The following is a 12,092-nucleotide window of genomic DNA, read 5'->3' as shown; positions in this document are numbered from 1 at the left end:
CACGCCCGCCGGAGGTCCCATGCAGGACGTCGCCATCACGCCCGATCTCGTCGCCTCGCATGGGCTGAAGCCGGACGAGTACCAGCGCATCCTCGACCTCATCGGCCGCGAGCCGACCATCACCGAGCTCGGCATCTTCTCGGCCATGTGGAACGAGCACTGTTCCTACAAGTCGTCGAAGCGTTGGCTGCGCACCCTGCCCACCAAGGGCGAGCGCGTCATCCAGGGGCCGGGCGAGAATGCGGGCGTCGTCGACATCGGCGACGGTCTCTGCGTCGTCTTCAAGATGGAATCGCACAACCACCCGTCCTTCATCGAGCCCTACCAGGGCGCGGCGACGGGCGTGGGCGGCATCCTGCGCGACGTCTTCACCATGGGCGCCCGTCCGATCGCGGCGATGAACGCGCTCCGCTTCGGAGCACCGGACCATCCGCGAACGCGGCACCTGGTCTCCGGCGTCGTGGCGGGGGTCGGCGGCTACGGCAACGCCTTCGGCGTGCCGACGGTGGGCGGCGAGGTGAACTTTCACCCTCGCTACAACGGAAACTGCCTCGTCAACGCCTTTGCGGCCGGCCTGGCGAAGACCGATGCGATCTTCTACTCGGAGGCCAAGGGCGTCGGCCTGCCGGTCGTCTATCTCGGCGCCAAGACCGGTCGCGACGGCGTCGGCGGTGCGACCATGGCCTCGGCCGAGTTCGACGAGGGGATCGAGGAGAAGCGCCCGACCGTGCAGGTCGGCGATCCGTTCACCGAAAAGTGCCTGCTGGAAGCCTGCCTCGAGCTGATGCAGACCGGGGCGGTGATCGCGATCCAGGACATGGGCGCGGCCGGGCTCACCTGCTCGGCGGTCGAGATGGGCGCCAAGGGCGATCTCGGCATCGAGCTCGACCTCAACCGAGTTCCCGTGCGCGAGGAGCGCATGACCCCTTACGAGATGATGCTCTCGGAAAGCCAGGAGCGCATGCTCATGGTGCTGGAGCCCTCGAAGCAGGAGGTCGCCGAGGCGATCTTCCGCAAGTGGGGCCTCGACTTCGCCGTGGTCGGCCACACGACCGACGACCTGCGCTTCCGCATCCTGTTCGACGGGCGCGAGGTGGCGAACCTCCCGATCAAGGAGCTCGGCGACGAGGCGCCGGAATACGACCGTCCCTGGGTCGCGCCAAAGGCCGCCGCCGAGGTTCGGGCCGACGACCTGGCGGTTCCGGCCGACCTGTCCGAAACGCTCCTGCGCCTTCTCGGCTCGCCCGACATCGCCTCGCGCCGCTGGGTGTTCGAGCAGTACGACACGCTGATCGGCGGCAACTCGCTGCAGCGGCCCGGCGGCGATGCCGGCGTCGTGCGGGTCGACGGTCATCCCGCAAAGGCGCTCGCCTTCTCCTCCGATGTCACGCCGCGCTACTGCGAGGCCGATCCCTACCGCGGCGGCGCGCAGGCCGTGGCCGAGTGCTGGCGCAACCTCACCGCCGTCGGCGCCGAACCTCTGGCCGCGACCGACAACCTGAACTTCGGCAATCCCGAGAAGCCCGAGATCATGGGCCAGTTCGTGCGCGCCATCGAGGGCATCGGCGAGGCCTGCCGCGCGCTCGGCTTCCCGATCGTGTCGGGCAACGTATCCCTTTACAACGAGACGCAGGGCACCGGCATCCTGCCGACGCCCACCATCGGCGGCGTCGGCCTCATCGAGGACCGCACCAAGACCGCGACGATCGGAGGAATGCGCGAGGGCGACGTCCTGCTGCTCGTCGGGGCGGAAGGCTCGCATCTCGGCGCGTCGATCTATCTGCGCGAGATCGAGGGCCGCGAGGACGGTGCGCCGCCGCCGGTCGACCTCGAGACGGAAAAGCGCAACGGCGACTTCGTGCGCGGCCTGATCCGCTCCGGTCGCGTGACCGCCTGCCACGACCTGTCCGACGGCGGCCTCGCGATCGCGCTGGCCGAGATGTGCATGGCCGCCGATCTCGGCGCCCGCGTCGAGCCGGGCGATGGACCGCTCCACGCGCGGCTCTTCGGCGAGGATCAGGCGCGCTATGTCGTGGCGCTCGCGCCGGCCGATGCCGAGGGCGTCCTGGGCACCGCCGGCGGCGTACCGGTGCGCCGTCTCGGCACCGCTGGGGGCAGCGCCCTCGAAGCCGGTCCGATGCGGGTCGAGGTCGAGGCCATGACCATCGCGCACGAGAGCTGGTTCCCACGCTACATGGCCGGCACCGTCCCCGAGACGGCGGCGACCGCCGCCTGAGACGCCATTGCGCGCGGCTGTTGCCGCCCGCCCGCCCGCCCCCTATCGTGAGCGCAGGCGGGTTGCTTCGCGCCCGTCGAGCCAGGAGACGTCCGATGCCCATGAATGCCCACGACATCGAGTCGCTGATCAAGCGGGGCATCCCCGATGCGACCGTCACGATCCGCGATCTGGCGGGCGACGGCGACCACTACGCCGCCGAGGTGGTTTCCGAAAGCTTCCGCGGCAAGTCGCGCGTGCAGCAGCACCAGATGGTCTATCAGGCGCTGCAGGGGAACATGGGTGGGCCGCTCCATGCGCTCGCCCTTCAGACCAGCGCGCCGAAGTAGGGCCGCGCGGTGTCGGACTCCCTGCCGGACCTCAAGATCGCGAGCCACACGCTGGGGCTCCTGCGGGGCATCGACCAGCGCCAGCGGCAGATGATGGAACTGATCCTGCGCCAGCAGGACCTCATCAACCGGCTGGAACGCGACATGCGCGACGGTTTCGCGCTCCTCGACCGAGACCTGCGCGACGGGCTGTCGCGCTCCGACCGGGACCTGAAGGAGATCAAGAGCGACATCGTCGTTCTGGAAAGCCGCATCTCGCAGGAAATCTCGGACCTTCGCGACCGCGAGCAGCGGCTCGACGATCACGAGGAATGGCTGTCGCGGCTCGAAAGCGGTTCGGCGAACGGGCCGTCCAACGGCAGCACCCTTTAAATCCGCAGCCCGAGCCCGTATGTGGGTTCCAGCTGAGACGCATCGCGACGAGAAGCAGGGCCCACCATGAGCGGCATCATCGACTGGATCGACAACGAGGTGAAGACCAACGACATCGTGGTCTTCATGAAGGGCACGCCCGACTTCCCGCAATGCGGCTTCTCGGGGCAGGTCGTCCAGATCCTCAACTACCTCGGCGTGCCCTACAAGGGCGTCAACGTCCTCTCGTCCGACGAGCTGCGCACCGGGATCAAGGAATACGGCTCCTGGCCGACCATTCCGCAGGTCTACGTGAAGGGCGAGTTCGTCGGCGGCTGCGACATCCTGCGCGAGATGTTCCAGGCCGGCGAACTGCAGGACTTCCTGGCCGAGAAGGGCATCGCGGCCACCGCGCCCGCCAACTGAGCCTTCCAAGCCTTCAAACACAGCCCGTCCGAAAGGCCCGCTCGAAACCCGAGCGGGCCTTTTGCGTTGGAACGGCGGCGCGAATGCTTGGCCTCGCGAAACGTCAGGCACCCTTTGTTTTTGCCGCATCGCCGTATATGAAGGCCGCATCCTTCAGAAAGTCCGACCCATGCCGAACGTCCAGACCGGTTCGCGCGCGCTCCCCTATTGGGAGCTCGTCACGCTGATCGCATGCATCATGGCGTTGAACGCCGCCGCGATCGACGTCTTCATTCCGGCTCTTTCCAATATCTCGCAGTCGCTTCAGCTCAGCGATCCCAACCGCGCGCCCTTCGTGATCACGGCCTACGTGCTCGGCTTCGGCGCGGCGCAGATCGTCTACGGCACCCTGTCGGATCGGTTCGGGCGCCGCCCCGTTCTCCTGATCGGCCTAGCGATCTACGTGGCGGCGTCCCTTGCCGCGGTCTTCTCGCCGACCTTCGGCGTGCTTCTCTTCTGGCGCGCGGTGCAGGGCATCGGCGCGGCGGCGACGCGCGTGATCGCGGTGTCGATCGTGCGCGACTGCTTCGGCGGCGCGCGCATGGCGAGCGTCATGTCGCTGATCATGATGATCTTCATGGTGATACCGGTGATCGCTCCCAATATCGGGCAGCTGGTCCTGCTCTTCGGCAACTGGCGCGAAATCTTCTTCGCCATCGCCGGCTTCGGCGCGCTGGTGACGCTGTGGACGTGGCTCCGCCTGCCGGAGACGCAACATCCCGAGGACCGCCTGCCGCTCACCGTGTCGCGCGTCGCGGGCGCCTTCCGCACGGTCGTCACCAACCGCGTCGCCTTCTCCTACTCCTTCGGGACCATGCTGATGCTGGGCGTCCTCTTCGCCTTCATCAACCAGGCCGAGCAGGTCTACGCCCACACCTATGCGCTCGGGCCCGCCTTCACGCTCTACTTCTCGGCAGGCGCGATCTTCATGGCGCTCGCCTCCTTCTCCAATTCGCGCCTCGTGCAGCGCTTCGGAATGCGTCGCCTCTCGCACGGCGCGCTCGTGCTCTACGCCATGTTCAGCACGATCCATCTCTTGATCGCGCTCGTGTCGGGCGGCGTGCCGCCGTTTGCGATCTTCATGCCGATGACGATCCTGACGCTCTGCATGTTCGGCTTCGTCGGCACGAACTTCAACGCGCTCGCGATGGATCCGCTCGGACACGTCGCGGGCACGGCCTCGTCGGTGCTGGGCTTCATGCAGACGCTGGGCGGCGGACTGATCGGCGCGACGATCGGCTACTTCTACGACGGGACGCTGATCCCGCTCCTCACGGGCTACGTGGTCCTGTCGCTTCTGTCGATCGGCTGCGTCCTCGTCGCCGAGCGGGGCAGGCTCTTCCGGCGCGAACTGCCGCCGGCCCGCATCGACGAGCCGACGGTGGCCGTGGCCGCCGCTCCGGCGGAGTAGCGATCAGGCGGTGATGCCGGGCCCGAGCAGCTCGCGCATCGCCGCCCAGCTGTCGGCGTCGGGCGCGGTCAGAAGACCGCCCGCGACGTCGCTCGGCACGTAGCGCCCGCCGTCGAGCCGGCGCACGTGGCCGCCCGCCTCCTCCACGAGGAGCGAACCGGCCAGATGATCCCAGGGCATGAGCTTCAGGTAGAACTGGAAGTGGACGTGACCCGACGCCATGAGCCGGTATTCCTGGGCTGCCGTGCGGTAGTTCGCCAGGATGCGCAGGTCGGCAAGGCGCGTCAGCACGTCCCGTCGCTCGGCGGTCGGCAGGTAGCTCGTGCTGGCGACCGCGATGGATTCGGCGAGCGGCAGCGCCGCGGCGACGCGCAGGCGCTCTCGCTCTCCGTCCGGGCGAACGAGAAAGGCGCCGGCGCCCCGTTCCCCGATCATGGCATCGTCGCCGAGGGGGTCGTAGATGACGCCCGCGATCGTCTCGTTGCCCCGCACGACCGCCGCCATCATGCCGAACATCGGCGCGCCGGCCGCGAAGTTCGCGGTCCCGTCGATCGGATCGACGACGATCGCGAGCTCCGCGTCGCGGATGCGCGTGAGGAGCTTCGGGTCGGCGACGACGCCCTCCTCGCCCACGAATACAGCTTGCGGGTGCGAGCGCGCGCAGGCCGCCTGAATGAAGCGCTCGGCCGCCTCGTCGGCCTCCGTTACGAGGTCGATCGCCGAGGTCTTCTCGCGCACGTCGCCCTGCGCCAGACGGCGGAAGCGCGGCAGGACCTCGGACCTCGCCGCTTCGCGAAGGGTCTGGAAGAGGAAGTCGGCGATGTCGCTCACGGGGTATCCGATCGAGGCTGAAGGCTGCGGAAGTCAAAGAGGCCGGTGTCGAGGAGGTGGCCCGGCCGCACGTTGGCAAGCGCGCGCGCGATCGTGTCCCGCCGGCCGGGGAAGCGCCGCTCCATGTCGGCGATCAGCGTCTTGAGCGCGCCGCGCTGCAGGCCCTCCTGGCTGCCGCAGAGATCGCAGGGGATGATCGGGAAGCGCATGGCCGCCGAGAAGCGCGCGATGTCGGCTTCCGCGCACTGGATCAGCGGGCGCAGAACGAGGAGGTCGCCCTCGTCGTTGAGGAGCTTGGCGGGCATGGCCGAGAGCTTGCCGCCGAAGAACATGTTCAGGAAAAAAGTCTCGAGGCTGTCGTCGAGGTGATGCCCGAGCACCAGCGCCTCGCACCCCTCCTCCCGCGCAACGCGGTAGAGGTTGCCGCGCCGCAGGCGTGAGCAGAGGGCGCAGGTCGTGGCACCTTCCGGCACCTTCTCCTTCACCACCGAATAGGTGTCGCGATACTCGATCCGGTGGGCGATGCCGTGGCGCGCGAGGAAATCGGGAAGGACGTGCTTGGGAAAGCCCGGCTGCCCCTGGTCGAGGTTGCAGGCGAGGAGATCGACCGGCAGAAGGCCGCGCCAGCGCAGATCGAGAAGCAGCGCGAGGAGAGCGTAGGAGTCCTTGCCGCCCGAGATGCCGACCAGCCAGCGCGCGCCCGGCCGGGCCATCGCGTGGGTCTCGATCGTCTCGCGCATCTGGCGCAGGAGGCGCTTGCGCCCCTTCTTGAAGGACACGCTGGCCGGTGCGTCGTCGAAGATCGGATGGCTGCCGCCACGGTCCTCGGTGGCTTCCGCCTCGGTCTCGGCGGCGACGGACTCGTCCTGGTCGAGCATGGCGCTTCCCTCCGGCTGGGCCTCGCTTAACGCGGCGGGCCGAAAAACGAAAGGCCGCCCCGAGGGACGGCCTTCCGGCAACTCCGTGCGATCCGCGAAGGGATCAGCGCGAGTAGAACTCGACCACGAGGTTCGGCTCCATGACGACCGGGTACGGCACGTCCGAAAGGCCGGGAATTCGCTGGAGGGTCGCGACCATCTTGGAGTGGTCGACCTCGATGTAGTCCGGCACGTCGCGCTCGGCGAGCTGGGTCGCCTCGATGAGGACGGTCAGCTGCTTGGACTTCTGGCGAACCTCGATCACGTCGCCCTGCTTGCAGCGGTACGAACCGATGTTGGTCCGCACGCCGTTGACGCTGACGTGGCCGTGGTTGACGAACTGGCGGGCGGCGAAGATCGTCGCCACGAACTTCGCGCGGTACACCACCGCGTCGAGGCGCGACTCGAGCAGGCCGATCAGGTTCTCCGAGGTATCGCCGCGACGACGGGCGGCTTCCTCGTAGGTCTTGCGGAACTGCTTCTCGGAGATGTCGCCGTAGTAGCCCTTGAGCTTCTGCTTGGCGCGCAGCTGCGTGCCGAAGTCGCTCATCTTGCCCTTGCGGCGCTGGCCATGCTGGCCCGGGCCGTACTGGCGACGGTTCACCGGGGACTTCGGGCGTCCCCAGATGTTCTCGCCCATGCGGCGATCGATCTTGTACTTGGAAGCTTCGCGCTTCGACATCGCATTTCCCAAACGGTTGGCGGGCCGGCCCGGCGGATCCGGGGGCCCTTCGAGGAAACGCGCCCTCCTCTGCCCGCATGGCGCGGACTGACAGGACCGGTGCCGGCGAAGGCACGTCTGATCCACGGGACACGTAAAACGGCGGAACTCTCATCCCGCCGGTTCGTGTCGGTTAAGCGAGGGGGTCGCCGAAGTCAACCCGGCCGGACGGCTACTTGCGGGCGATCACCCAGACGGCGTGCACGATGCCGGGAATGTAGCCGAGCAGCGTCAGGATGATGTTGATCCAGAAGTGCTTGCCAAGGCCGACCTCCATGAAAACGCCGAGCGGCGGCAGAAGGATGGCGAAGATGATCTTGATCAGGTCCATGAGGCATCCGCTGGAGACAGTGTCGCAGCGCATCGAACGAAACCGCCGCCCCGCCGTTCCCATGCTCACGGACACATTCGCCGGAGCACACTCAGGTCGGCGCCGGCCTCAAGGACAACAGCACCATGCGCACCATGCGAAACATCCTGATCGCCGCCGCACTGCCGCTCGCTCTTGCGGGCGCGGCGCGGGCCGACACCGACTACCTCTCCCGCTTCCAGGGCTCCTACAGCGGATCGGGCACGGTGCAGCGCGAGCAGGACTCCTCGCCGCGCAACGTCACGTGCCGCGTGACGGGACGCAGCCCCTCTGCCAACGACATCGAGATCGCGGGCAGCTGCCGCGCGGCCGTGATCGTGACCCGCCAGATCGGCGCCTCGATCCGCTACGACCCGGCGAGCCAGCGCTACGCGGGCACCTATACCGGCGCCAGCCGCGGCCCCGCGCAACTGCGCAACGGTCGCCTGCAAGGCTCGACGCTCGTGTTCGACCTCGTCTACCCGCAGACCGTCCACGGCGACCGCAACGCCATCATGCGCATCACCAACGGCGGCAACGGCAGCTTCACCATGCAAGTCACGGATCAGGTGGACGGCAAGCCGCGCCAGACCTCGAACGTCACTCTGCGGCGGAGCTGAGTGCGGCGCCAGCGCCCTCGCAGCTCAGGCCGAACCCATGGATCAGGCGGCGCGTCGCGTAGTCCGGCGCGCCAGCCGTGAAGAGGGCCCGGTCGAACCCCTCCGGCAGGGTCGAGGGCCGGTCGGGCAGGAAGCGGGCCGCCTGTCGCGCGATGGCCTCGGCCGGGTCGAGCCAGTCGACCGGCCAGGGCGCGACCTTTCGGAAGGCGTTGGCGAGAAACGGATAGTGCGTGCAGGCGAGCGCCACGATGTCGGTGCGCCGCCCGTCCCTCTCGCGAAAGCACGGCGCGATCTCGGCCTCGATCTCGTCGAGGTCGATCCGCTCACCCCGGATGTGAGCCTCCGCAATGGTGGCGAGGCGCTGCGAGCCGACCAGTGCGACGTCCTTGCCGTGGGCGAACTCGGCGACCAGCGCGCGCGTGTAATCGCGCTTCACGGTTCCGGGCGTCGCGAGCACGCTGAGAAGGCCGGACCGCGAGCGCTCGGCGGCCGGCTTCACCGCGGGGACGGTGCCGACGAAGGGCAGCGAGAAGCGCGCGCGCAGCGCCGGAAGCACGAGCGTCGAGGCGGTGTTGCAGGCGATCACCGCCAGGAGCGGGCGGTGCTCTTCGACCAGCGTCTCGAACAGCGCGACGATGCGCCGGCAGAGCGCCCCCTCCTCCCAGCTGCCATAGGGGAAGCCCGCATCGTCGGCGACATACAGGAAGCGGCGGTCCGGCATCACGGTGCGCAGTTCGCGCAGGACCGTCAGCCCACCGATGCCGGAATCGAAGACGAGGATCGGCGGCTCGCCGCTCATCCCTCGCCGCCGTCCTGTCCCGCCATGCGCCGCTCGAACGAGCGCAGAACACCACGCAACGTGCGGATTTCGCCCTCCGAGAAGCCGGGTCGGGTGAGCATGTTGCGCAGGATATGAATCATGGAGTCGCGCTTGGCGGGCGGATGGAAGTAGTTCGCCGTGTCCAGTGCGGCTTCCAGGTGGCCGAACAGGCGGTAGAGTTCCTCCTTCTCGGCCGGAACCTGTTCGGGCGCACCGAAGCGTGGAGCCGTTTCCCCAGTCGTGTTCATCCACTCGTAGCTCATCAGAAGCACGGCTTGGGCAAGATTGAGCGAGGCGAAGGCCGGGTTGACCGGAAAGGTCACGATCGTATCGGCGAGATCGACCTCGTGGTTCTCCAGACCGGTCCGCTCGCGCCCAAAGAGGATACCGGCGCCCTGACCCACATCAACGCGCGCGCGAAGCGCGCCCGCCGCATCACGTGGTCCGAGCACGCTCTTGTGGGAATCGCGCGCCCGCGCCGTAGTCGCAAGCAGGAAGGTCAGGTCGGCGGCGGCCTCCTCGATCGTGTTGAACAAGCGCGCCGCTTCTATCACGTGGTCCGCGCGGGAGGCGGCGGCGACCGCGCGCTCGTTCGGCCAGCCATCGCGCGGGTTGACGAGGCGAAGGTCGGACAGGCCGAAATTGGCCATGGCGCGAGCCACCATGCCGATATTCTCGCCCAGCTGCGGCTCGACGAGAATGATGGCAGGTCCCCCGCGCATCATCTCGCCCGTCCGGTTCGTCCCCGCCACCACTGCCTCGTCCTCAGATTTCGAAAGGCCAGCGGCTTAACGCATGGCGGGCCGCGCCGCAAAGCCTCAGGAGAAGCCGACGACCGCGTGCGGTACGTAGGGCGCCTCCAGGGCCTGCACCTCCTCGGGGGTCAGCCTGATCTCGAGGGCCGCCGCCGCATCGTCCAGATGGTGCGGCTTGGTCGCGCCGACGATGGGTGCGGTGACGCCGGGCACTTGGAGAACCCAGGCGAGCGCGATCCGCGCGCGCGGAACGCCGCGATCCTTGGCGATGCGAGCCACGGCCTCTACGACGCGGCGGTCGGCGTCGGCTGTATGTTCGTAGAGCGTCCGGCCGAACGTGTCGCTTTGCGAGCGCTCGCTCGTCTCGTCCCAGTCGCGCGTCAGGCGACCGCGCGCGAGCGGGCTCCAGGGAATGACGCCGATCCCCTCCTCGCGGCAGAGCGGCAGCATCTCGCGCTCCTCCTCGCGGTAGAGGAGGTTCACATAGTTCTGCATGGTGACAAAGCGCGCCCAGCCCTCGCGGTCGGACACGGCAAGCGCCTTGCCGAACTGGGTGGCGCGCATCGAGGAGGCGCCGATATGGAGCGCCTTGCCCGCTGCCACCACGTCGTTCAGCGCCTCCAGCGTCTCCTCGATGGGCACGGTCGGATCCCAGCGGTGGATCTGGTAGAGATCGACGTAGTCGGTGCCGAGCCGCATCAGGCTGGCGTCGATCTCGGCCATGATGTGCTTGCGCGACAGGCCCGCGCCGTTGGGGCCGGGGCGCATGCGGCCGTGGACCTTGGTGGCGATCACGACCTCCTCGCGCCGCGCGAAGTCCTTCAGCGCGCGGCCGACGATCTCCTCGCTGGTGCCGTCGGAATAGACGTTGGCCGTGTCGAAGAAGTTGATGCCGAGCTCGACCGCCTTGCGGATGAAGGGCCGGCTTTCCTCCTCGGGCAGGGTCCAGGGATGGTTGCCGCGGTCCGGCGTGCCGTAGCTCATGCAGCCGAGGCAGAGGCGGGAGACGTCGAGGCCGGTGCGGCCGAGCTTCACGTATTCCATGGAGATCGCATCCTTGGGCAGGCGCCCGAAACCGGCGCACGTGGCGCGGAAACTAAGGCCCGCTTCGCGTTCGTCATCCCGTGCGCGCCGCGTTGCTCGCGGGACCGCTACGGCCTATGTGCGGAGGCGAAACACCGCATGGGGGAGCGGATGGGGATTCGCGTCGACCTGACGGAGGCGATGTTCGGCGAGGTCGAACGGCGGCTCTGCGCCTTCGAGGGCATCAGCATCACCACGTTCCGGTACGGGAGCGGCGTCGCCGCCCTGCGCATCGGGACGCGACGCGGCGAGGTCGTGATCCTGCCCTTCCGGGGCCAGCAGATCTGGCGGGCGCGGTTCGATGGGCGCGAGCTTGCGATGCGCTCGATGTTCGACGAGCCTGCCCGCTCCACGACCTACCTCGAAACCTACGGCGCCTTCCTGATCCATTGCGGCCTGACCGGGATCGGCGCGCCCGAGGCGGGCGACAGCCATCCTTTGCATGGCGAGCTGCCCAACGCTCCGTTCGAGGACGCCTGGCTCGATCTCGATGAGGCATCCGGGCGCGTCACCGTCGGCGGCGTCTTCCGCTACACGGTCGCCTTCTCGACACGCTATACGCTAACCGCGACGCTCGGCATCGGGCGCGACGAGACGCTGATCGACTGCCACCTGCGGCTGCGCAACGACAAGCGCACGCCGATGGAGGTGCTCTACCTTGCCCACCTGAACTTCCGCCCCTCGGACGGCGCGACGCTGCATTACACCGCGCCCTACACACCGGACGCGGTGCGCGTCCGCCGCAGCATCCCCTCCCATGTGAAGGCCGGACCCGGCTACGCCGAGTTCCTGGAAGCGCTCGCCGGCGACCCGGCGCTGCACCACCGGCTGGAGCCGGGGCTCGCCTTCGACCCGGAGGTGGTCTTTGCGATCGATGCCGTCGCCGACGAGGCGGGCTGGGCGCACAGCCTCCAGCGGCATGCCGACGGCACGGCGGACTACGTCGCCCACCGCCCCGACCAGGCGCCGCGCGTCAACCGGTGGATCTGCCGCACGCCCGACCAGGACGCGATCGGCTTCTCCTTTCCCTCGACCTCCTCGACGCTCGGCCGCCGCAACGAGATCGAGGCCGGGCGCTTCGTGCGCCTGGAGGGCGAGCGGGAATGGCATCTCGACATGCGCTTCGGCCAGCTCTCGGCCGAAGAATCGGATCGCCGAATCGCGGCGATCGACAGGCTCATGGGCCGGACTGCCGGCTGAACCA

The 12,092-nt window shown here is 68.5% G+C and carries 14 protein-coding genes; 7 read left to right on the top strand and 7 right to left on the bottom strand.

Features of this window, described 5'->3' with window-relative positions; translation table 11 throughout:
• Window positions 1–19 precede the first annotated feature (19 nt).
• From purL to AUL35_RS09480, 5 genes are all read left to right on the top strand, one after another.
• Window positions 20–2,236: a phosphoribosylformylglycinamidine synthase subunit PurL gene (purL, locus tag AUL35_RS09500; RefSeq protein ID WP_062014376.1), complete on the top strand. Its 2,217-nt coding sequence runs from the start codon at window positions 20–22 to the stop codon at window positions 2,234–2,236.
• Window positions 2,237–2,331: 95 nt separating this feature from the next.
• Entirely contained in the window at window positions 2,332–2,565 is a 234-nt protein-coding gene (locus AUL35_RS09495) for a BolA/IbaG family iron-sulfur metabolism protein (protein WP_062014374.1), read from the top strand.
• A 9-nt stretch (window positions 2,566–2,574) separates the two neighbouring features.
• Window positions 2,575–2,937: a hypothetical protein gene (locus AUL35_RS09490; protein ID WP_062014372.1), complete on the top strand. Its 363-nt coding sequence runs from the start codon at window positions 2,575–2,577 to the stop codon at window positions 2,935–2,937.
• A gap of 66 nt (window positions 2,938–3,003) precedes the next feature.
• Complete coding sequence (gene grxD / locus AUL35_RS09485; protein ID WP_062014370.1) at window positions 3,004–3,342, top strand: Grx4 family monothiol glutaredoxin; 339 nt, start codon at window positions 3,004–3,006, stop codon at window positions 3,340–3,342.
• A 169-nt stretch (window positions 3,343–3,511) separates the two neighbouring features.
• Window positions 3,512–4,792, top strand: coding sequence for a multidrug effflux MFS transporter (locus AUL35_RS09480; RefSeq protein ID WP_062014368.1), 1,281 nt, complete (start codon window positions 3,512–3,514; stop codon window positions 4,790–4,792).
• 3 nt (window positions 4,793–4,795) lie between these two features.
• Here the strand turns inward: AUL35_RS09480 and AUL35_RS09475 are convergent, their stop codons facing one another.
• From AUL35_RS09475 to AUL35_RS21565, 4 genes are all read right to left on the bottom strand, one after another.
• Window positions 4,796–5,623: an inositol monophosphatase family protein gene (locus AUL35_RS09475; protein ID WP_062014366.1), complete on the bottom strand. Its 828-nt coding sequence runs from the start codon at window positions 5,621–5,623 to the stop codon at window positions 4,796–4,798.
• Entirely contained in the window at window positions 5,620–6,501 is an 882-nt protein-coding gene (gene ttcA, locus AUL35_RS09470) for a tRNA 2-thiocytidine(32) synthetase TtcA (RefSeq protein WP_062014364.1), read from the bottom strand. Before ttcA ends, AUL35_RS09475 begins: the two co-directional genes overlap by 4 nt.
• A 103-nt stretch (window positions 6,502–6,604) precedes the next feature.
• A complete protein-coding gene (gene rpsD / locus AUL35_RS09465) occupies window positions 6,605–7,222 on the bottom strand; it encodes a 30S ribosomal protein S4 (RefSeq protein ID WP_062014363.1) in 618 nt (205 codons plus the stop codon).
• 211 nt (window positions 7,223–7,433) lie between these two features.
• The gene (locus AUL35_RS21565) at window positions 7,434–7,592 is read right to left on the bottom strand and encodes a YqaE/Pmp3 family membrane protein (protein ID WP_082640577.1); all 159 of its coding nucleotides are present in this window, start codon (window positions 7,590–7,592) and stop codon (window positions 7,434–7,436) included.
• Between the two features lie 125 nt (window positions 7,593–7,717).
• Here AUL35_RS21565 and AUL35_RS09460 point away from each other — a divergent pair, with 125 nt between their 5' ends.
• Window positions 7,718–8,230 carry a hypothetical protein gene (locus AUL35_RS09460; protein ID WP_062014361.1) on the top strand — a complete coding sequence of 171 codons (513 nt, stop codon included), beginning with the start codon at window positions 7,718–7,720 and terminating at the stop codon, window positions 8,228–8,230.
• Here the strand turns inward: AUL35_RS09460 and murI are convergent.
• From murI to AUL35_RS09445, 3 genes are all read right to left on the bottom strand, one after another.
• Window positions 8,211–9,029, bottom strand: coding sequence for a glutamate racemase (gene murI, locus AUL35_RS09455; RefSeq protein ID WP_062014359.1), 819 nt, complete (start codon window positions 9,027–9,029; stop codon window positions 8,211–8,213). The two genes, AUL35_RS09460 and murI, sit on opposite strands and share 20 nt — an antisense overlap.
• Complete coding sequence (locus AUL35_RS09450; protein ID WP_062014357.1) at window positions 9,026–9,802, bottom strand: RNA methyltransferase; 777 nt, start codon at window positions 9,800–9,802, stop codon at window positions 9,026–9,028. The genes murI and AUL35_RS09450 overlap by 4 nt, the downstream gene beginning before the upstream one ends.
• Before the next feature lie 66 nt (window positions 9,803–9,868).
• Window positions 9,869–10,849, bottom strand: a complete 981-nt coding sequence (locus AUL35_RS09445) for an aldo/keto reductase (RefSeq protein WP_062014355.1) — start codon at window positions 10,847–10,849, stop codon at window positions 9,869–9,871.
• 150 nt (window positions 10,850–10,999) lie between these two features.
• Between AUL35_RS09445 and AUL35_RS09440 the strand changes: the two genes are divergently transcribed.
• The gene (locus AUL35_RS09440; RefSeq protein ID WP_192847074.1) at window positions 11,000–12,088 is read left to right on the top strand and encodes a DUF4432 family protein; all 1,089 of its coding nucleotides are present in this window, start codon (window positions 11,000–11,002) and stop codon (window positions 12,086–12,088) included.
• Window positions 12,089–12,092 lie beyond the last annotated feature (4 nt).

This window comes from Aureimonas sp. AU4 (assembly GCF_001463765.1).
Lineage (GTDB): Bacteria > Pseudomonadota > Alphaproteobacteria > Rhizobiales > Rhizobiaceae > Aureimonas.
The sequence above is the reverse complement of the archived record's forward strand: the minus strand, read 5'-3'. Positions and strand labels throughout refer to the sequence as shown.